The sequence below is a fragment of the Duganella alba genome, assembly GCF_009674495.1.
Taxonomy (GTDB): Bacteria; Pseudomonadota; Gammaproteobacteria; order Burkholderiales; family Burkholderiaceae_D; genus Rugamonas; species Rugamonas alba.
In genome coordinates this window covers 158,956-178,045 of sequence record NZ_WKJN01000002.1, presented here as the reverse complement: position 1 = coordinate 178,045, position 19,090 = coordinate 158,956, and the positions used below count along the sequence as shown (strand labels likewise).

Sequence of the window (19,090 nt, the reverse complement as noted above, 5' to 3'; positions counted from 1 at the left end):
CAGGCGTGCGTCGCCCGCCGGTTCCGACTTTTGGACGACATTGTACGATGAATCAGTGCTGATTTGAGGAAGCTTTGCCCTCAATCATTGACTATTACTTAGGCACGGTCGTGCTTTCCTGCTCCGCCAGAGGGGCCGGCACCGGGCCGAGAATGCGCATCTCCCGTTGCGGGAATGGGACAGAGATATTGTTTTCCTTGAGCGCGCGCCAGATTGCGCGGTTGACGTCGGACGTCACACCGCTGCGGCCGTTCTGCGGATCGTTGATCCAGAAGCTGACCGTCAGGTCCAGGCCGTCGGCGCCAAAGCTGGTCAGCGTGGTCGAGGGCGGCTTGTCCTTCAGCACGCGCTCGACCGTCGCCGCCGCATCGGTCAGCAGCTGGATGACGAAATCGACATCGGTGTCATACGCCACCGACACCTTGGTCGAAATATTCACCAGGCTGCTCGACAGCGAGGAATTCTGCACCGCGCCCGACACCAGCATCTCGTTCGGCACGATCGATTCCATGCCGTCCAGGCCTTGCAGCACCGTGTAGCGGGTGTTGATCTGCGTGACCTTGCCGCTGTATTTATCGACCGTGATCATGTCGCCGATGGTCAGGCTGCGGTCCAGCAGGATGACGAAGCCGGACACATAATTACTGGCGATCTTCTGCAAGCCCAGGCCCAGGCCGACACCCAGCGCGCCGCCGAACACCGACAGCACGGTCAGGTCGATGCCCACCAGCGACAGGCTCATCAGCACAGCCACCAGGATCAGCACCGCGCGCGCCGTGCGCGACAGCACCACCCGCAGGTTGGTGTGCATGCCCGGCATTTTCATCAGCCATTCTTCCAGCGCGGCGCCGGCCCACAGCGCCAGCATCAGCAGCACCGCCACCGACGCCGAGGCCTGCAGGATGTCGGCCAGCGATACCCGGTATTTACCGATCGGCAGCGTGGTGTGATCCATGAAGAAGAACACATCGTCCCACAGGCCGGTGATGTACAGCACGAAGGCCAGCCACACCAGCAGCTGGAAGATCTTCTCGAACGCCAGCATGCCCGGACTGATGGTGCGGCCGTTGCGCGCGAACACGCGGCGCAGCAGGTAGAAGGTGAAGCGTATCACCGCCAGCGAACCGAAGATCGGCATCGCCACCTTGATCCAGTTGACGTGCGTGTAGTGGTACTGCGCCAGGATCACGCGCGACAGGGCCAGCAGGCCGATCACGGCCAGCGGCGCCATCACGCGGCCAAAGCTCTCCACGCCGAAACCCAGCACGCCGCCCTGACGTTCCTCGTGGCGCTGGCGGCCGAAGCGCTTGCGCAGCAGCCGCGCCAGGCCGAATCCCAGAATCACCGAAATGATGATGGCGGCCAGCTGCCACAGCAGGCTGGGCTCGTGCAGGTCGCCGGTGAGGTCTTCGATCAGGTTGAGCAGGGGCTGTTGTTGGGACATTGCGGACGTGGCTGAATAGGGAGATGCGTAGATTAACGTAAAACAGGCCGGGAGACCCGGCCTGCTGAATTACTCGTCGACTGCTTCGACTGCGTCGACGTCTTCCTTGACCTTCTTGGCCATCTGCTTGCGCTCGAAGACCGCGGCGAAGAAGCCGTCGGTCTGGTGCTTGTGCGGCAGCAGCTTCAGGTAGTCGCCCATTTCCAGGTCGATCTTCTGTTCAGCCAGTGCTTTGCTCATCGGCACCAGCTCGAAGTCCGGATGGGTGTCCAGGAACTGCTTGGCGATGAAGTCGTTCTCGTCTTCCAGCACCGAGCAGGTGGCGTAGACCAGGCGGCCGCCGCCCTTGACCAGGCGCGCCGCGCCGTCCAGGATCGCGGCCTGCTTGACTTGCAGTTCGGCGATGGCTTCCGGCTTCTGGCGCCATTTGACGTCCGGATTGCGGCGCAAAGTGCCCAGGCCCGAGCATGGCGCATCGACCAGCACGCGGTCGATCTTGCCGGCCAGGCGCTTGATCTTGGCGTCGCGCTCGTGCGCGATCACCACCGGGTGCACGTTCGACAGGCCGCTGCGCGCCAGGCGCGGTTTCAGCTTGGTCAGGCGCTTCTCGGAGACGTCGAAGGCGTACAGGCGGCCGGTGTTGCGCATGATCGCACCCAGCGACAGCGTCTTGCCGCCGGCGCCGGCGCAGAAGTCCACCACCATCTCGCCGCGCTTGGCCGCGACCAGGGCCGACAGCAGCTGGCTGCCCTCGTCCTGCACTTCGATATGGCCGTCCTTGAACAGCGGCAGGTTTTGCAGCTGCGGCTTTTGCAGCACGCGCAGGCCTTGCGGCGCGAACGGCGTCGGCGTGGCGCGGATCGGCGCTTCGGCCAGCTTGGCGATCACTTCGTCGCGGTTGGCCTTCAGCGTGTTGACGCGCAGGTCCAGCGGCGCCGGCGTGTTCAGGCTGTCGGCCAGCGCCAGCGTCTCTTCTTCGCCGTACTGTTCCACCAGTTTCTCGAACAGCCATTTCGGCATGTTGGAGCGGCTCGACTTGTGCATCAGCTTGCGGTCGATCTCCAGGATGCGCTGCACCCACGCCACTTCGTCTTCGCTCAGGCCGCCCAGCGAGTCCAGGCCGACCGCGTCGGCCATGCCCAGCAGGGTCAGGCGGCGCATGGTGGCGCCGCCGCCGGCTTCCGAGAAGTCGGTGTAGAAGTTCTTGTTGCGCAGCACGTTGTACACGGACTCGGCGATGGCGCCGCGCTCGCGGCCGCCCAGGCGCGGGTGGTCTTTGAAATAGCGCGACAACGTGGTGTCGGCTGGCGCGGCAAAGCGCAAAATCTCGCGCAACACTTCTTCGGCGTTGGCGAGTATCGCTGGAGGCAATCTCATGGAATTCCTTGGTTAGTTTTTACTTACTGTGGTCCACCTGGACCGCGCCCTGCGCCAGTGTCAGCCTGTCTTCCACAAACCAGCGCACCGCGCGCGGGTAGATGACATGCTCCTGTTCCAGCACGCGGGCCGACAGGGTTTCGACCGTGTCTTGCGGCTGCACCGGCACGCTGGCCTGCAGCACCATCGGCCCGTGGTCGAGTTCGGCCGTTACGAAATGCACCGTGGCGCCATGCTCCCGCACGCCGGCGGCCAGCGCCTGCGCATGCGTCGCCAGCCCGGGGAACAGCGGCAGCAGCGACGGATGGATGTTGAGCATGCGGCCCGCATAATGCGTGACGAACGCCTCGGTCAGGATGCGCATGAAGCCGGCCAGCACCACCAGATCCGGCGCAAAGCCGTCGATCACGGTTTGCAGCGCGGCGTCGAATTCGGCGCGGCTGGCGTAGTCCTTGTTGGCCACCACGGCCGTCGCGATGCCGTGTCCGGCTGCAAAAGCCAGGCCGGGCGCGTCGGCGCGATTACTGATGACGGCGGCAATGCGGGCCGGCCAGCGCTCGGACTGCAGCGCGCGGACGATCGCTTCCATATTGCTGCCGCGACCAGAAATCAGGATGACGATGTTTTTCATAACCCGGCATTGTACCGCGTCCCACATCGCAGGGCCACTAAAAGGCAAGAATTGTTGCGATGCAGCAGGCGATGCCGGGCCGTGTCAGGGCCGCCCCAACGCAGGGCGGCAGCGGCGGCGGGCTTACTCGAAGGAGTAAAACACCCGGAACGGCACTTTTTTGTCGGCCCAGTAATCGGCCGCGTCGCGGAAGACATCCAGCAGGGTTTCCCGTGCTTCCTTGTCAAATTTCTGGGTATTGGGCAATTGTTCCAGCACCACCAGGAAACCGGTCTGTACGCCGGCCTGGGACATGGTCTCGGTCAGCGTGGCGCGCAGCCCGTCGAAATTCTTGCCCACCCCTTTGGGAAACTGGAACGATTCCGAAATAATGCCCAGCACCTGCTGCTTGGTCGCGCCGGCGATGCAGTGCGCATACAGGAAGTGCTGCCCCAGGCGCGCCGCCTCCTCCTGCAGTTCACCGACGCGGAAGGCGCGGATGGACTGCACGAGGTTGGCTGGCACGCTGGCCAACAGGCTCTCGTTTCCCTCAATTTGACCTGGTATGTACGGAGTGTCCACTTTGCTGTCGGGAGTGCCTAACTTGTGAATTAATGAATAAATAATTTGAGCACCTGTCCACGAAACATGGCTGACGGGTCGGCGCCGGCCATGGTTGATTCAATATGTTTCTGAATCCCATACGCATATTAGGGTAACGTGTTGTTCCTCCCAGATCAACACGTATATGATATCTAACGCAATATTTGTTAAAAACAGAAGTTTTTTGCGGGATTTAGGGGTGAAATCGGCACAATTCGACCTTGTCCCGCTGTTACAATTTGTTGCCACAGATACCGGTCAGCCACTAGCCGCGCCCCGCCGGCGGGATTAAGATACGAATCATGCAATATCAGAATCCCCCTGATAGACATCCCTGAACGAAACGAGGTAACAAATGAACTTGCAAGCCAAACTGATCGCTTCCGCCCTGTGCCTCGGCGCCCTGCCGTTCGCCCAGGCTGCCGACTTTGAAGATTTCGGCCGCGTGGTGCGCGTCGTGCCACAGACGCAACAAGTCAACAGCCCGCGCCAGGAATGCCGCACCGAGTACGTGCAGGTCCAGCAGCCGGCGCCACAGCGCGGCGTGGGCGGCGCCATCATCGGCGGCCTGGTTGGTGGCCTGGCCGGTAACCAGGTCGGCGGCGGCTCGGGCCGCTCGGTGGCCACCGCGGCGGGCGCCATCGCCGGCGCGCTGGTCGGCGACCGCGTCGACAACGCCGACACGCCGAACAGCGGCGGCGTCTCGGAACAAGCCGTCAAACAGTGCCGCACCGTCGACCACTGGGAATCGCGCACCGCCGGCTACGAAGTCACCTACGACTACCGCGGCCGCAACTACACCAGCGTGATGTCCTACGACCCGGGCGAGCGCGTCCGTCTGCGCGTGGTGGTGGAACCTGCCCAGCGCTAAGCGATTGCGCTGATTTCGCTCCCCGTCAATGCCGGCCTTGCGCCGGCATTGTTGTTTTCAGATAATGCCGGTTCATTCCTGCTGCGCACTTGCCCATCCTCCCAATGTTAATCAAACGTAAATCCATCGAAAAAGAAGAATCCTCGCGCCCTGCTTCCACGCCGGCGCCGGCCGCCCGCCGCAAGATCAAGTATGCGCCGGTGACGCTGTCGGAGCAGGATGGCGTGCGCTATCTGCATTTCGGCACCGAGTGGGTGCAGGGCGCGATGCGCATCCGCAAGCCGAACTGGCCGGAGCTGGAATATGCGCAGCAGATGATGGCCTGGATGCTGTGGCTGGAACAGCCGCGCCGCATCGCCCAGCTGGGCCTGGGCACGGCGGCGCTGACCAAGTTCTGCTACACCACCTTCCCCGAGGCGCAGGTCGCCGCCATCGAACTGAATCCGTCGGTGATCGCCATCTGCGAATCGATGTTCAAGCTGCCGCCCAACGACGCGCGCCTGCACGTGCAGGAAATGGACGCCCTCGACTTCGTCAACGACAAGGCCAACCTCGGCACGCTCGACGCGCTGCAGGTCGACCTGTACGACGCCACCGCGCGCGGCCCGGTGCTCGACACGCCGGAGTTCTACCAGTCCTGCAACGCCTGCCTGAACGACGACGGCGTGATGACCGTCAACCTGTTCGGCGACCACCCGAGTTACGCGCGCAATCTGAAGGCGATCAAGTTCGCCTTTGCGCAGGTGATTTGCCTGCCGCAGGTACATGATGGTAACGTGGTGGCGATCGCGTTCAAGCGCCAGCGCGACATCGATCCGGCGGCGCTGGCCGCGCGCGCCGCGCAGATCGTCGCCGACACCAAGCTGCCGGCCAAGTCCTGGGTCACCGGGATAAAAGCGGGCATCACCGCCAAATAAGTTCTTTGTGAAAGTGGCCGCACCGATGAGTTCCGCCCCGCTAGATCTGCAACAAATCTACACCTGGCTGCTGGCCGACGGCATGATACGCAAGGCCGAGGTCAAGCAGCTGTATGCGGAAAGTTCGGCCATCCTGAAGAACACCAGCGGCTATATGCATCCCTTGTGCGCGGTGGCGCACGCCAAGCTGCTGTCGGCGCAGCCGCCGCACAAGCTGCTGACGCTCGACGCGCTGTGCGAATGGCTGGCGGCGCGCGTCAACCTGCCCTTCATCCGCATCGATCCGCTGAAGATCGACTTCACCCGCGTGGCCGATGTGATGTCGGCCAGTTACGCGGCGCGCTTCAACATCCTGCCGGTGGAACTGACGGCCGATACGCTGGTGGTGGCCACCGCCGATCCCTACACCCACGAGTGGGAAGCCGAGATCGCCAAGATCTCGCGCCGCGTGGTGCGCCGCGTGATCGCCAATCCGCTCGACATCGCGCAGTACACCACGCAGTTCTTCAGCCTGGCCAAGTCGATCAAGAAGGCCAACAAGTCGACCGGCAACGACCTGTCGCTGCGCAATAACTTCGAGCAGCTGGTCGAGCTGGGCAAGAGCAACAAGCAGGTCGACGCCAACGACCAGCACGTGATCAACATCGTCGACTGGCTGTGGCAGTACGCGTTCGAGCAGCGCGCTTCCGACATCCACCTGGAACCCAAGCGCGACATGGCGGCGATCCGCTTCCGCATCGACGGCGTGCTGCACCAGGTATACCAGGTGCCGGCGGTGGTGATGATCGCCATGACCGCGCGCATCAAGCTGCTGGGCCGCATGGACGTGATCGAAAAGCGCCGGCCGCAGGACGGCCGCATCAAGACCCGCACCGCCGGCGGCCAGGAAGTCGAGCTGCGCCTGTCGACGCTGCCGACCGCCTTCGGCGAAAAACTGGTGATGCGCATCTTTGATCCGGAGGTGGTGGTCAAGACCTTGCCGGAACTTGGCTTTCCGCTGGACGACGCGCAACGCTGGGATGCGCTGACCCAGCGTCCGCACGGCATCATCCTGGTGACCGGGCCGACCGGCTCCGGCAAGACCACCACGCTGTACACCACGCTCAAAGCGCTGGCCACGTCCGAGGTCAACGTCTGCACGGTGGAAGACCCGATCGAGATGGTGGAACCGGCCTTCAACCAGATGCAGGTGCAGCCCGGCATCGACCTGTCGTTCGCCGACGGCGTGCGCGCGCTGATGCGGCAGGACCCGGACATCATCATGGTCGGCGAGATCCGCGACCTGGCCACCGCCGAGATGGCGATCCAGGCCGCGCTGACCGGCCACCTGGTGCTGTCCACGCTGCACACCAACGACGCGCCGTCGGCCGTGATGCGGCTGCTGGAACTGGGCGTGCCCTACTACCTGCTGGAAGCCACACTGGTCGGCATCATGGCGCAGCGCCTGGTGCGCACGCTGTGCGAGGACTGCAAGGCCGATGGTGGCGAACTGAGCGACGACATCTGGCGCAGCCTGGCCGGCGAATGGGACTTGCCCAAGCCGACCAAGGTCTACAAGCCGGTCGGCTGTCCCGAATGCCGCCAGACCGGCTATCGCGGCCGCACCGGCCTGTACGAATTGCTGACCGTGACCGAAGCCTTCAGCGCCCAGGTGCGCGAGGAAACCGACATCCAGGCGCTGCGCCGCCAGAGCATGGCCGACGGCATGAAACCGCTGCGCATCGCCGGCGCGCTGAAGATCCAGGAAGGCGTGACCACGGCCGACGAAGTGCTGAAAGTCACGGCCGCCCTGGGCATGAAATAAAAAGGCCTTTGCAATTGGCGCGGAGCTGTATATAATACGGCCTCTTTCGGGGGTCGTTAGCTCAGCTGGTAGAGCAGCGGACTTTTAATCCGTTGGTCGCAGGTTCGAATCCCGCACGGCCTACCACCGAATTCCTAAAAAAGCTTCCGCACGGGAGCTTTTTTTTCGTCCCTCATCCGTATAGCCGGCCACTGGTGTAAGCTAGGGTTCAGAGCGCGAGGCGCCGACTTTTGGGGACGTTATGGGAGGCAAGCACAGCATGGGGGCAGCGCTGCTCGTCGCAGCCGTTTGGATGCCCTTGCTGGCTGCGGCCCAGGCCCCTTCGCCGATCCGGCTGCGCACCGCCGCCCAGGAAGGCTCCGAACCCAAATTCCTCGCCGCCGGCAACGGCCGGATCACCGGCCTGTGCATCGACATCATGCGCGCCGTGGAACAGCTCGATCCCGGCCTGCGCTTTGTCGGCGACCAGCAGTGGAAGCCGCTGATCCGCGCCAACGCGGAGCTGGCCAGCGGCCTCACAGACGTCGCCTGCGCCATCCAGCGCACGCCCGAGCGCGAGAAAATCTTCACTTTTTTCGGTCCGGCGCTGTACGCCATCGACTATCACTTTCTGGCCCGTAACGACGACGACCTCGCCATCCACAGCTGGAGCGACGTGCGCAATCTGGGACCGGGCGCGGTGGTGCTGGTCAATCGCGGCTATGCGGCCGGCGAAATCCTCACCGCCATGGGCGGCTTTACCGTCGATGCCAGTTCGCCGCGCGCCGAACTCAACCTGCAAAAGCTGATCGCCGGCCGCGGCCGCCTGTATTTCCACCGCGGCCCGGGCCTGGACAAGCTGCTGGAACGCACCGGCACCGCCGACAAGGTTAAAATTCTGCCGCAGGTGATGTACAGCGCCAAGTTATACTTTGCTGCCAGCAAACAGCTCGACAGCAAGGCCCGCGACCGGCTCGCCGCCGCGCTGTTCGTGCTGGAGAAAAAAGGGGAACTGGAAAGGCTGATGCACAAATGGGATTGAGGCTGTCACAACGATTGCATGCCGTATTGCTGCTGTGCTGCGCACTGCTGGCCGCGCCGGCATGGCCCCAGCCGACGGTGCTGCGCGTGGTGGCGCAGGAGGGCACCGAGCCCAAGTTCATCCCGGCCGGCATCGGCCGCGTGGTCGGCCTGTGCGTGGACCTGTTCCGCGCCATCGAACATGTCGATCCCGGCCTGCAGTTCGCCGGCGACCAGCAATGGCTGCCGCTGCTGCGCGCCCACTCCGAACTGGCCAGCCACCAGAACGACGCGCTGTGCGCGGTGCAGCGCACCGATGAACGCGCGCGCCAATACATCTTCCTCGATCCGCCGCTGTTCCAGCTGCGCTACCAGCTGATCGCCCGCGCCGACGACCCGGCCGTCATCAACAACTGGGAGGATGTGCGCAAGCTCGGACCGAAGGCGGTGATCCTGACCAACCGCGGCTACACCACGCCGGAAATGCTGGAACGCGTCGGCGGCTTGCAGATTGACTCCAGCGCCACCAGCCCGGCCATCAACCTGCAAAAGCTGGTCGCCGGACGCGGCCGCTTCTTCCTGCACCGCGCGCCCGGCATGCAGGGCTTTGTCGACCGTGCCGGCGCCGGCCACAAGGTCAAGATCCTGCCGACCGTGATGGCCTCCGCCGATGTCTACATGGCGATGGGCACCCACGTCGATGCCGCCGTGCGGCTGCGCGTGCAGCGTGCGATCGAGCAGCTGGAGCGCAGCGGCGAGCTGGCGCGATTGCTGAAGAAGTGGGACTAGTCGCCTATCATGCGGGCGCTGCCCGAGACGCGGATTGAGCTTCCCGGCGCATCGGGAATCTGCACCTGCAGATGGCACGGCGCGCCCATGTCCTCGCCCTGAATGATATCGATGGCGCCGGCATGCGCCCATCCCAGATCGCGCAGATAGCCGGCCAGCGCGGCGGCGGCCGCGCCGGTCGCCGGATCCTCATACACGCCGCCCGAGGCAAACGCGTTGCGCGCATGGAAGCGCTGCGGCGTTTCCGCATAGACCAGCGAGATGGTGGCAAAGCCGTAGCGCCGCATCAGCTCGCGGCCGGCCGCCAGGTCGTAGCGCATCGCGCGCAGCTGGTCGCGGCTGTTCAGCGCCAGCACCAGATGATGCGCGCCGCCGTTGGCCACCGCCGGCGGAATGCGGTCGTCCAGATCGGCCAGCTTGTAGCCGAACAGCGCCAGCGCCTCCTGCACCAGCGTGGGCGACGCGGGCGAGCTGTGCGTGGCCGGCGACTGCAGCGCCGCGTGCGCGCCGTTGGCGTGGGCGCGGCCCTCGACCGTCACGCGCGCGTGGTTGGTGGTCAGCGGGAAAATGCCGTCGCCATTCTGCTGCGCCAGCACCGCGCCCAGCGCGATGGTGGCATGGCCGCAAAACGGCACCTCGCCGTCCGGCGAAAAATAGCGCACGCGCCAGCCATCCTCATGCGGCGCGGCAAACACGGTTTCCGAATAGCCCATTTCAGTCGCGATGCGCTGCATCGCCGGCTCCTCCGGCAGCGCGGCGCGGATCATGACGCCCGCCGGATTACCGCCCTGCTCTCCTGCGGTAAAGGCGGCGACTTTGTGAACTTTGGTAATGGTCTGCATGTTGTCTCCTGGATCTGGACGATGGGAATACTTGACTGACAGCAATGACGGATGTGGCCACTATCTTTGTTGACTATACCGCGAGTTTCCGTTCTTGCCCTCATCATTTCGACCCAGTTGACGGGCGCCTTAGTTGAAGCTCAAGCCACTGCTGCTGGCGTTGCCGAGCTTCTGGGCTTTCAGGTCGATAGTGAAGTGGTCGCTCGGCTTGCCGGAGCCGAGGCCTTTCAGGATCGAGAACACCTGCTTGAACTGCGACTGGAACGCCACCTGCACCGGGTTCTGGTCCGACAGCTGGTCGCCGACTTTGACGATGGCCGCCGGCGACGCCGGGAAGGCGTTCATCAGCACCTTGTACTGCGCCACGCGCTCGGCGCCCATGTCGCGCAAGGCCAGTTCGCCGGCGTACACGGTGCGGTGGAAGTCGCCGTAGAACTCGTAGGCGCTGATCTTGGCGAAGTCGTCCAGTTTCAGGTTGGCGGCGGCGGCCACCTGCTCGGCCTTGGCGGTGGCCGCCGCCCAGTCTGCCGTCAGCTGGCTGGCGGCGACGCCACCGTCCGCCACCGCGCCCTTGGCGGCGCAGGTGGCGGTGATCGGCAGCACCGAGGGATTGTCCTTCAGTTGCGCCAGCGTCACCTTGGTTTGCAGCTGCGACAGGATCAGCATCTGGCGCGCATCGAGCGACATCGCCGCCTCTTTCATTTCACACGGCCAGTAGTCGCTCATGAAGCGCAGGCGCGACAGTTCACCGAAGTAGGTGCGCGTGAATTCGCCATACGATTTGCTGTCCAGGATGCCGCGGTTCCAGCGCTTGGCGATGTCGCCGGCGGCACTGCTGCCTTGCAGGTAGTCGTACTCCACCTGGTACAGCGGGAACAGCTCGTTGTGGCGCGCCACGCTGTTCAGGCCCACGGTCTGCACGTCGACCAGATCCTTGTTCTGGTAGCTGACGATCTTGTACGCCGCGCCGAATACCGCCAGTGACGGCGACTGCACGTTGACCAGGTAGTTGCCGGCGCTGTCCTTGTAGTCGTTGGTGCCGTTGAAGTGCATGTGGCCGCCGATGTGCAGCGGCAGGCCGGTCGCGGCCAGCGCGGCGGTGGTGGCCGCCGCCGGCATGCGCGTCACCTGGAACGCGCCGGATTTGAACACCGCCTTCATGGCGTCGGTCTGGTTGGCGTAGAAGTCCATGGTCGGATAGTGCGAGAAGGACATCAGCTGTTTGCCCTGCGCCTTGGCGCGCGCGGCCACCGACTTGATCCACTCCATCTGGTGGATCTTGTGGGTCTGCACCTTGTTCCAGCCGGCGTCGCCGGCGTTGTCGAAGCCCTTGAAGGCGGTCGGATTGGCCGGGTCGAAATTGGCGTTGGGCACGTGCACATTGGCGTCCAGCGCCAGCAGCCAGATGCCCTTGACCGGTTCCACCAGGTAGCTGGCGTCGATGATGTTGGCGCAGCGCGAATACGTTTTGCCGGCCACCTTGTACTTGCCGCCTTCGCCTTCGCTGCAGATCTCGAACTGGCGCTTGCCGAGGTCGGCTGCGGCGCTGGCCGCTTCGTAGCTGTACTTGCCGTCGGTGTAGCTAGTGAACGGCGTTTCCCAATAGACGTCGTTCTTGTTCGGCGCGTAGCCGAATTCGGCCAGCTTGGTCAGCAGCTTGTCGTAGCCCTGCTCCATCAGCTGGTTGGTGCAGACCACCGTCGGGTCCTTGGCCTTGCAGGCGGCGTTGTTGACGGCGTAGATCTTCTGTTCCTTGCCGTCCTTGGTCAGAAAGTCGTTCTTGCCGGCCTCGTCGTCGTCGAACGGCTCGTTCGGATCGTGGTTGCCGGGCGCGATGAAGAAGCGCATGCCCTTGGCCTGGTACTCGTGCAGGATGTCGACCAGGCCGTCGATATTGATCGGCTGCGCATCGTCCGAGATATCGCCCGGCAGCGCCACCAGGCGCAGGCCCTTGCCGTAGGCGTCATCCAGCGCGGCGCGGAAGGCGAAGTAGTTTTCATTGAACAGCCGCGTCGAGGTCAGCTGCGCGTACATGGTGCGGATGGTGGCGTTCTTGCCATCCTTGGTCGGGATGCCGGCGAACTGCGTGCTCTTCAGATCGCCGTAAATGTTCTCGAAGTGGACGTCGCTCATGAAGGCGACGGCGGTCGAGTTGACCGTGTCGGCGGGCGGCGTAACCACGACGGGCTGATTGTCGCTGCCGCAAGCTGCCAGCAGCGCGGCGATGGCGGCCGCAACGGCCGCCGCAGGAAAAACGTAACGCATACAGACTCCATCAGGATGGTGAAAACCATCACATTGTCACCTTGGCAAATGACAGGCTGATTACATTCTGGAAGCGTTACCAGTTTTTATGCCGCCTTCGCCTGCACCGGCGGCACGGCGCTGGCGGCCGCCGGTTTGCGGATGATCCAGATCATGGCGGCAGCCAGCAGGCAAGCGGCGCCGGCGGCAAACAGCGCTGGATTGTAGGTCAGCAGCAAGGTGCGCACGCGGCCCGCGCCGTAGGCTGCCACCGCCGCGCCCAGCTGGTGGGCGGCGAAGATCCAGCCGAACACCATGCCGGCTTTTTCCTTGCCGAAGGTGGCGCCGGCCAGACGCACGGTGGGCGGCACGGTGGCGATCCAGTCCAGACCGTAGAACATGGCGAACACCGACAGGCCGTACAGCGTGAATTCCGAATACGGCAGCCACAGCAGCGACAGGCCGCGCAAGCCGTAGTACATGAACAGCAGCTTGCGGTTGTCGTAGCGGTCCGACAGCCAGCCCGAGGCGATGGTGCCGACCAGGTCGAACGCGCCCATCATCGCCAGCACCGACGCGGCCGGCACCGGGCCGAGGCCGGCGTCGCCGCACAGCGAGATGAAGTGGGTCTGGATCAGGCCGTTGGTGCTGAGGCCGCAGATGAAGAAGGTGCCGGCCAATACCCAGAACACGCGGTTGCGCGCCGCCTCGGCCAGGATCCTGAACGGCGTGGCCAGCGTGACCTTCATGGCCGGCGCGGCGGCCAGCACCTCGGTGCCGGGCAAGGCGCCATACGGCCGCAGGCCGACGTCCGACGGCCGGTTGCGCATCAGCAGGAACACCGCCACCGCCATCACCGCGCAGGCGACAAACACCGGCACCACGGCCATGCGCCAGCCCAGGTGCTCCACCAGCCATGCGCCCACCGGCAGGAAGATCAGCTGGCCGGTGGCCGAACTGGCGGTCAGGATGCCGACCACCAGGCCGCGATGGCTGTCAAACCAGCGATTCGACACCACGGCGCTCAACACCAGCGCCGTCAGGCCCGAGCCGACGCCCAGCATCACGCCCCAGAACAGTACCAGGTGCCAGAACTGCGTCATCTGCGTCGCCAGCGCCATGCCGGACGCCACCAGCGTCAGCGCCACCACCACCACATTGCGCAGGCCGAAGCGCTCCATCAGGATGGCGGCAAACGGCCCCATCAGACCAAACAGCGCGAAACGCACCGCCAGCGCCGACGAAATCTGTTCGACATCCCAGCCGAACTCCCTGGACAGCGGCTGCAGCAGGGCGCCCGGCAGGCCCAGCGCGGCGGATGAACTGAGCGCCGTCATAAACGTCACGGCAACGATCACCCAGGAAAAGTGCAGGCCGCGCCGGTGCAGCCAGTTGGATAGGGATTGTGCAAACATCATGGTCCTCACAGTAGCAATGCGTGCGGGAAGCACGCTTGCAGCCATTTTATATGATGAGCATAATGAATACAATCAAAAAAATACGCCGCATGGCGCACGTGGTGGCGCCCGGCAACGTCGGGGGGGGGGGACGTTGTCGGGCGCCAGGACGGGGCGGTGGTGGGGGGAGGCCGCCCTACCCTTTTACTTGATGCGCAGCGAGCTTTGTACTTTGTTGACGCCTTTGACATTGCGCGCCACGTCCACCGCCTTGTCGACTTCAGCCTGCGATGGCACGAAGCCGCTCAGCATGACGGTGCCGTTGTTGGTCTCCACGTGCACGTCCAGCGATTTCAGTGCAGGCTCGGCCAGCAGTTCGGTTTTGACTTTGGTGGTGATGGCGGTGTCCGCCAGCGCATCCTTGGTCAGCTCGGTTTTCGAACGGGCTTCGCACGAAGCCTTGTCGCTGCCGGTCATGCTGCTGCAGTCGATGCCGGTCTGCGCGGTGTCGGCGGCTTTCTTGCCGGCCTTGGCGTCGTTGACCCAGGCGGTGTGCTGCTGTTTGGCGCCGCTCAGGCAGCTGTCCTTGTCGGCGCCGGTGCGGGTGGCGCACTGTGCCTTGGCCAGGTCATAGTTGGCGTCAGCCACATTGATCTGGGCTTTCTCGACCGATTTCTTATCGTTCTTGAATTGCAGCGCGGCGGTCGATTCGGCGTTGGCGCGCGAGACCTTGGCTTGTTCCTGGCAGACATCCTTGGCATTACCCGATTGTGCATCGCAGGCAGCCTTGGCGGTTTTGTAGTCGGCGTCCGACTTGTTGATGGCAGCTTTGTAGGCAACGGTGTCGTTGGTAGGCGAAGCGGCGAAGGCTGCGCTGGCGGCGGTGGCCAGCACGAAGCAGAGTAATTTATTCATGATGTGTGTCCCTCTTGTGGTGGTTGATGGACACATTAAACGCCCGCCCGGCCTCCTCCACCGTGCGGAAACGTACATAGATCAGGATTTCACTGGTCCTGCAACAGACCTTGACGCCACACAAGATTGGCCTGTTCGAACACCGGCAGGCCGGGCGTGAAGGCGGCGCCGGTGGACGCCAGTTGCAACCAGTTCAGCGTGCTGTGCGAACCGACCGCCGGCGATGGCTCGCGCACCTTGCGCATCCAGGCGGCCACGCTGGCGTACTGCTCGGGATGCTGTTGCTGTATCCAGGCCAGCGCCACCAGGTCGGCATAGCCTTCTTCGCGGCGGGTGTCGCGCAGTTCCTCGGCGGCGCCTTGCCGCGGCGGCTGGCGCGCTTCAAAGCCGGCTGGCAGCGCGTGCCACACGCCTTGCGCGTAGCGCCAGCAATGGCCAATCTCGTGCGCCACCATGGCTTCGATCATCAGCGGGCGTTGCGCGGCGGGGACGTTGGCGAGGATGTCTTCGGCGTTGTCGTTGCCGCGCATCGACAGCACCAGCTTGCAGCGGCCGTTGTCGTAGCCCAGCGCCAGCGGCACGTCGTTGGGACGGGCCTGCGGTTGAACCGTGATATCGATCGGCAGCTTCAGATCCTGCTTGGCGTAGGACAGCACGGCGGCGCCGGCTTTCAGCCAGCGGATTTCCATCTCGGTCAGGTCGGCGGCGGAGGCCAGGCCGGACGTCAACAGCAGCAGGGGAAGGAAGGCGCGCTTGATCATGGTGATCAAACTGTAGCACGCACCGGGCAAAAATTATTGCCCGGTGGCAGCTATATTACTACGTAGAAAAAGCTGAATGATTAAGCTTTTGGAATGCTACTTGCCCAGCAGGCTATTGGCGGTCTTGAATTCCGGGCGGATGTCGTTCGGCACGGTTTTCATCTTGTCCAGGGCCTTCTGCACGTCGGGACGGATGACCACGTACTTGGTCATCAGCTCCTTGGCGCGGGCGTAGTCGCCGGTCGCTTCAATGGTCAGGAACTCACGGTCCAGATCGGCCACGGCCTGCTTGATCTTGCCGAAGTCCACCGCGAAAGTGCCGTCGCCATGCGACACGAAACCACCCTTGTCGAGGATGTAGTTGACCTGGATCGCCATGCCGCGCGCGTGCGAATCGGTCAGGCCGAAGTGCAGCGTGCGGAACGCCGAGGCCAGGAAGGTGGTATACAGCTTACGCTCCGCCGCGTCGCCCTGCCCCAGCGTGCCTTTCAGCTGGCCCTTGTCCATCATGTAGGCCAGCACGTACAGGCCGGTGATGTCGGCCTTGGCTTCCTCGATGGTCGAGTAGGCTTCCTTCAGATCCTGGCGCGGCGTCGATTCCTTGCCGCCGGTTTTGGTGATGTGCGGGCCCAGGCCGTGGGTGATTTCGTGCGCCAGGATGTGGGTGAAGAAGGAATCGAAGTCCACGTCCTTCTGGTCGGCCGGACGCAGCACCAGCTTGGAAATCGGCGTCAGCGTCGATTTGAATTTGGCCTGCTGGATGTTCTTCAGCATCACACGCTTGGAGCCGCGCTGGCTGATGATGCGCTCGTCGTTCGGCAGGTTGTAAGCGGCGGTCTGCACGCCCATGTTGCCGTCGCCGGCGCCGTACACTTGATTGACCACCACCATCGGCGCCAGCGCGCCGACTTTCGGATTGCGGTACTGCGCGTCGATCGGCAGATTGTCTTCCAGCTCCTGCATGTGCTTGGCGAAGAAGTCCAGCTTCTGCGTTTCCTTCTGGTCGCGGATGTTCACATACGCTTCAAACGCGGCCTTGTAGCCGAACAGTTCGTCGTTGTAGGTCTCGTAGGGGCCGATGGTGATGTCGACCGGCGAATCCAGATCCATCCAGGCGAAGTCGGAGGCCAGGTAGTCGTTGCTCAGGAAGGCGTCGGCGCGCAGTTCCAGGAATTTTTTCAGCGAGGCGCTGTCGGTGTCGGCGGCGGCCTGCTTCAGCAGCGCGGCGGCTTTTTCCAGGTCGGTCTTGTATTCGTCGGAATACTTCACGGTGGTGAACAGGCCGTCCTTGTTCTTGCGGATCACGGTGAAGAACCATTGCGCCTGCTCCTTGTCGACGGCCGGCAGGGCATTCATCCAGGTTTCCAGTTCGGCCTTGGTGGCGCCTTCCGGATAGAAGTTGCCGGCTTCCGGCTTCTTGGCCGGCACGTTGATGCCGCCCACTTGCGCCGGCAGGAAGGACTGGTGATCGTCGAGGATCGACCATGGGCCCTTGTTGAGCCAGAAGTAGTTCAGGCGCGCCTTGCCCAGCGGCGTGGTGTCTTTTTGCAGCGCGGCCCACAGGGCCTCGTTGCCTGACCAGCGCTGGCGCAGTTGCAGCACGTCGATGATCTTGGCCGCTTCGATCAGCTTGGCGATGGCTTTCTTGTCGCCGGCCGAGAGCTGGCTGGTGTCGGCGGTCAGCGCGATCGGCGCGTAACGCTTGCTCATCTTGTTGAGGTCATTGACGCCGGCGGGGGCGGCGTAGGCGGTGGCGCAGGCGACAACCAGCGCCAGCGGGAGCAGGATTTTTTTCATGGGGTCCTCTTGTGGAGTGAGGACCGCATTGTAACCCGCAGGGCCATACAGGGTCAGACCCCGTGCGGGGTCTGACCCTTCGACGGAGCGCCGGATTGGGGTTCAGGGAGGCGTTACCAGGCTTTGTAGATTTGGCCGGTCTGCACCCCGTCGACGCTGCGCGCATACGACAGCGCGGCGCGGCTGGCGGCGATGGGTTCGAAGCCGATGAAGAAGGGGCCGTAGCTTTCCATCGATTCCTGCAGCACCGTCGGGCTGACGACGTTGATGCGCAGGCCGCGCGGCAGTTCAACCGCTGCGCCGCGCACAAATCCTTCGACCGCCGAGTTCACCATACTTGCGCTGACGCCGTTGCGGATCGGCTCTTCCGCCACGATGCCGCTGGTCAGCGTGATCGAGCCGCCATCGTTCAGGTAGTCCTGCGCCACCAGCGCCACATTCACCTGCCCCATCAGCTTGCTGTTCAGGCCGACGTGGAACTGCTCCGGCGTGAAGCTGGCCAGCGGCGCGAAGTGCAGCGCGCCGGCCGCCACCACCACCGCATCCACCTTGCCCACCTTGGCGAACAGCGATCGCACCTGCGCGATGTCCGTGAAGTCGGCCTGATACTGGCCGCTGCTTGCGCCCACCGTCACCACCTCGTGGCGCTTGCCGAGTTCTTCCGTTACTGCCTTGCCGATTGCGCCGGTGGCGCCGATCACGATTACTTTCATGCTGTCCTCCTGAAGAAAACACCAGTATGTTCTCCTTCATCAAAGGAATAAATGAGCTACCATGAACAACATTACCAACCCATAGTTAGCAATCCATGGACAAGCTGCGCAGCATGGAAATCTTCGTCGCCGTGGTCGATGCCGGCAATTTCACCGCCGCCGCCGCGCGCTTCAGCATCTCGCCCGTCATGGTCGGCAAGCACATCGCCCAGCTGGAAGCCACGCTCGGCGCGCGCCTGCTGACGCGCACCACGCGCCGCCAGAGCCTGACCGAAATCGGCGCGCAGTACGCCGACCAGTGCCGCGCCATCCTGGCGCAGATCGCCGCCGCCGAAAGCGGCGCCGAAGCCATGCGCAGCGTGCCGCGCGGCCGCCTGCGCGTCACCGCGCCGTTCTCGTTCGGCAGCGAATGGCTGGCGCCCGCCATCACCGACTATCTGCGCCTGCATCCGGACGTCAGCGTGGACCTCAGTCTCAACGACCGCATGGCGGACCTGGTGGAAGAAGGTTTCGACGCCGCCGTGCGTATCGGTGCGCTCGACGATTCGGGCATGATCGCCCGCCCGCTGTTCCCCTACGCGATGAGCATCTGCGCCTCGCCGGCCTATCTGAAGCAGCGCGGCACGCCGCAGACGCCGGACGATCTGGCGCAGCACGAATGCCTGGACTTCATGGTCGGCGCGGTGGGCGTGCGCTGGCGCCTGCAATCGCTGCAGGGCAAGCGCGAACTGCCGGCGAGCCGCATGCGCACCAACAGCGGCCAGGCATTGCGCATGGCCGCGCTCAAGGATTTCGGGATTGTGATGCAAGCCGAAGTGCTGCTGGCGCAGGACATCGCCGCCGGCCGGCTGGTGCCGATCCTGAACGACTATCTGCCCGCGCCGCGCGCGATGCACCTGGTGTATCCGCGCGACCGCAGGGCCACGCCCAAGCTGACCACCTTCATCGACTTCATGGTGGAACGCTTCGGACCAGCGGCACGTTTGCCGCTGGCCTCTTCGGCGTAA

At 64.0% G+C, this 19,090-nt stretch carries 17 protein-coding genes and 1 tRNA gene; 7 read left to right on the top strand and 11 right to left on the bottom strand.

The window, feature by feature from the left end; translation table 11 throughout:
* Positions 1-94: 94 nt before the first annotated feature.
* From GJ695_RS02620 to GJ695_RS02605, 4 genes are all read right to left on the bottom strand, one after another.
* Complete coding sequence (locus GJ695_RS02620; RefSeq protein ID WP_154362067.1) at positions 95-1,444, bottom strand: mechanosensitive ion channel family protein; 1,350 nt, start codon at positions 1,442-1,444, stop codon at positions 95-97.
* A 69-nt stretch (positions 1,445-1,513) separates the two neighbouring features.
* Entirely contained in the window at positions 1,514-2,821 is a 1,308-nt protein-coding gene (locus tag GJ695_RS02615) for an RsmB/NOP family class I SAM-dependent RNA methyltransferase (protein WP_154362066.1), read from the bottom strand.
* Positions 2,822-2,840: 19 nt separating this feature from the next.
* Positions 2,841-3,452 carry a phosphoribosylglycinamide formyltransferase gene (purN, locus tag GJ695_RS02610; protein ID WP_154362065.1) on the bottom strand — a complete coding sequence of 204 codons (612 nt, stop codon included), beginning with the start codon at positions 3,450-3,452 and terminating at the stop codon, positions 2,841-2,843.
* Between the two features lie 123 nt (positions 3,453-3,575).
* On the bottom strand, positions 3,576-3,965 hold the full coding sequence (locus GJ695_RS02605) for a barstar family protein (RefSeq protein ID WP_229260312.1): 390 nt from the start codon (positions 3,963-3,965) through the stop codon (positions 3,576-3,578).
* 424 nt (positions 3,966-4,389) lie between these two features.
* Here GJ695_RS02605 and GJ695_RS02600 point away from each other — a divergent pair, with 424 nt between their 5' ends.
* The 6 genes from GJ695_RS02600 to GJ695_RS02575 all read left to right on the top strand — a co-directional run bounded on the left by GJ695_RS02600 (position 4,390) and on the right by GJ695_RS02575 (position 9,414).
* Positions 4,390-4,905: a glycine zipper 2TM domain-containing protein gene (locus GJ695_RS02600; RefSeq protein ID WP_154362064.1), complete on the top strand. Its 516-nt coding sequence runs from the start codon at positions 4,390-4,392 to the stop codon at positions 4,903-4,905.
* 104 nt (positions 4,906-5,009) lie between these two features.
* Complete coding sequence (locus GJ695_RS02595) at positions 5,010-5,822, top strand: spermine/spermidine synthase domain-containing protein (protein WP_154362063.1); 813 nt, start codon at positions 5,010-5,012, stop codon at positions 5,820-5,822.
* A 25-nt stretch (positions 5,823-5,847) separates the two neighbouring features.
* Positions 5,848-7,626 carry a type IV pilus assembly ATPase TfpB gene (tfpB, locus tag GJ695_RS02590; protein ID WP_154362062.1) on the top strand — a complete coding sequence of 593 codons (1,779 nt, stop codon included), beginning with the start codon at positions 5,848-5,850 and terminating at the stop codon, positions 7,624-7,626.
* 50 nt (positions 7,627-7,676) lie between these two features.
* A tRNA-Lys gene (locus GJ695_RS02585) sits at positions 7,677-7,752 on the top strand.
* A gap of 166 nt (positions 7,753-7,918) precedes the next feature.
* Positions 7,919-8,647, top strand: a complete 729-nt coding sequence (locus GJ695_RS02580) for a substrate-binding periplasmic protein (RefSeq protein ID WP_229260313.1) — start codon at positions 7,919-7,921, stop codon at positions 8,645-8,647.
* A gap of 14 nt (positions 8,648-8,661) precedes the next feature.
* On the top strand, positions 8,662-9,414 hold the full coding sequence (locus tag GJ695_RS02575; RefSeq protein ID WP_229260314.1) for a substrate-binding periplasmic protein: 753 nt from the start codon (positions 8,662-8,664) through the stop codon (positions 9,412-9,414).
* On the opposite strand, the gene GJ695_RS02570 is transcribed toward GJ695_RS02575, so the two are convergent.
* From GJ695_RS02570 to GJ695_RS02540, 7 genes are all read right to left on the bottom strand, one after another.
* Entirely contained in the window at positions 9,411-10,256 is an 846-nt protein-coding gene (locus tag GJ695_RS02570) for a PhzF family phenazine biosynthesis protein (RefSeq protein ID WP_154362059.1), read from the bottom strand. The genes GJ695_RS02575 and GJ695_RS02570 overlap by 4 nt on opposite strands.
* Before the next feature lie 129 nt (positions 10,257-10,385).
* Positions 10,386-12,521, bottom strand: a complete 2,136-nt coding sequence (locus GJ695_RS02565; RefSeq protein WP_154362058.1) for a metallophosphoesterase family protein — start codon at positions 12,519-12,521, stop codon at positions 10,386-10,388.
* An 86-nt stretch (positions 12,522-12,607) separates the two neighbouring features.
* The gene (locus GJ695_RS02560) at positions 12,608-13,915 is read right to left on the bottom strand and encodes an MFS transporter (RefSeq protein WP_154362195.1); all 1,308 of its coding nucleotides are present in this window, start codon (positions 13,913-13,915) and stop codon (positions 12,608-12,610) included.
* Positions 13,916-14,101: 186 nt separating this feature from the next.
* Entirely contained in the window at positions 14,102-14,812 is a 711-nt protein-coding gene (locus GJ695_RS02555) for a BON domain-containing protein (protein WP_154362057.1), read from the bottom strand.
* A gap of 89 nt (positions 14,813-14,901) precedes the next feature.
* Positions 14,902-15,573 carry a hypothetical protein gene (locus GJ695_RS02550; protein ID WP_166455041.1) on the bottom strand — a complete coding sequence of 224 codons (672 nt, stop codon included), beginning with the start codon at positions 15,571-15,573 and terminating at the stop codon, positions 14,902-14,904.
* A 96-nt stretch (positions 15,574-15,669) separates the two neighbouring features.
* The gene (locus GJ695_RS02545) at positions 15,670-17,370 is read right to left on the bottom strand and encodes a DUF8614 domain-containing protein (protein ID WP_154362055.1); all 1,701 of its coding nucleotides are present in this window, start codon (positions 17,368-17,370) and stop codon (positions 15,670-15,672) included.
* 113 nt (positions 17,371-17,483) lie between these two features.
* Positions 17,484-18,083 carry a short chain dehydrogenase gene (locus GJ695_RS02540; RefSeq protein ID WP_154362054.1) on the bottom strand — a complete coding sequence of 200 codons (600 nt, stop codon included), beginning with the start codon at positions 18,081-18,083 and terminating at the stop codon, positions 17,484-17,486.
* A gap of 95 nt (positions 18,084-18,178) precedes the next feature.
* Between GJ695_RS02540 and GJ695_RS02535 the strand changes: the two genes are divergently transcribed.
* Positions 18,179-19,090 carry a LysR family transcriptional regulator gene (locus GJ695_RS02535; protein ID WP_154362053.1) on the top strand — a complete coding sequence of 304 codons (912 nt, stop codon included), beginning with the start codon at positions 18,179-18,181 and terminating at the stop codon, positions 19,088-19,090.

Bases quoted from the DNA above. Each gene is read 5' to 3' on its own strand.
- GJ695_RS02600 (WP_154362064.1), top strand. From the start codon at position 4,390: ATGAACTTGCAAGCCAAACTGATCGCTTCCGCCCTGTGCCTCGGCGCC.
- tfpB (WP_154362062.1), top strand. From the start codon at position 5,848: ATGAGTTCCGCCCCGCTAGATCTGCAACAAATCTACACCTGGCTGCTG.
- GJ695_RS02565 (WP_154362058.1), bottom strand. From the start codon at position 12,521: ATGCGTTACGTTTTTCCTGCGGCGGCCGTTGCGGCCGCCATCGCCGCG.
- GJ695_RS02580 (WP_229260313.1), top strand. From the start codon at position 7,919: ATGCCCTTGCTGGCTGCGGCCCAGGCCCCTTCGCCGATCCGGCTGCGC.
- GJ695_RS02540 (WP_154362054.1), bottom strand. From the start codon at position 18,083: ATGAAAGTAATCGTGATCGGCGCCACCGGCGCAATCGGCAAGGCAGTA.
- GJ695_RS02595 (WP_154362063.1), top strand. From the start codon at position 5,010: ATGTTAATCAAACGTAAATCCATCGAAAAAGAAGAATCCTCGCGCCCT.
- GJ695_RS02560 (WP_154362195.1), bottom strand. From the start codon at position 13,915: ATGTTTGCACAATCCCTATCCAACTGGCTGCACCGGCGCGGCCTGCAC.
- GJ695_RS02545 (WP_154362055.1), bottom strand. From the start codon at position 17,370: ATGAAAAAAATCCTGCTCCCGCTGGCGCTGGTTGTCGCCTGCGCCACC.
- purN (WP_154362065.1), bottom strand. From the start codon at position 3,452: ATGAAAAACATCGTCATCCTGATTTCTGGTCGCGGCAGCAATATGGAA.
- GJ695_RS02615 (WP_154362066.1), bottom strand. From the start codon at position 2,821: ATGAGATTGCCTCCAGCGATACTCGCCAACGCCGAAGAAGTGTTGCGC.
- GJ695_RS02535 (WP_154362053.1), top strand. From the start codon at position 18,179: ATGGACAAGCTGCGCAGCATGGAAATCTTCGTCGCCGTGGTCGATGCC.
- GJ695_RS02555 (WP_154362057.1), bottom strand. From the start codon at position 14,812: ATGAATAAATTACTCTGCTTCGTGCTGGCCACCGCCGCCAGCGCAGCC.
- GJ695_RS02550 (WP_166455041.1), bottom strand. From the start codon at position 15,573: ATGATCAAGCGCGCCTTCCTTCCCCTGCTGCTGTTGACGTCCGGCCTG.
- GJ695_RS02620 (WP_154362067.1), bottom strand. From the start codon at position 1,444: ATGTCCCAACAACAGCCCCTGCTCAACCTGATCGAAGACCTCACCGGC.
- GJ695_RS02570 (WP_154362059.1), bottom strand. From the start codon at position 10,256: ATGCAGACCATTACCAAAGTTCACAAAGTCGCCGCCTTTACCGCAGGA.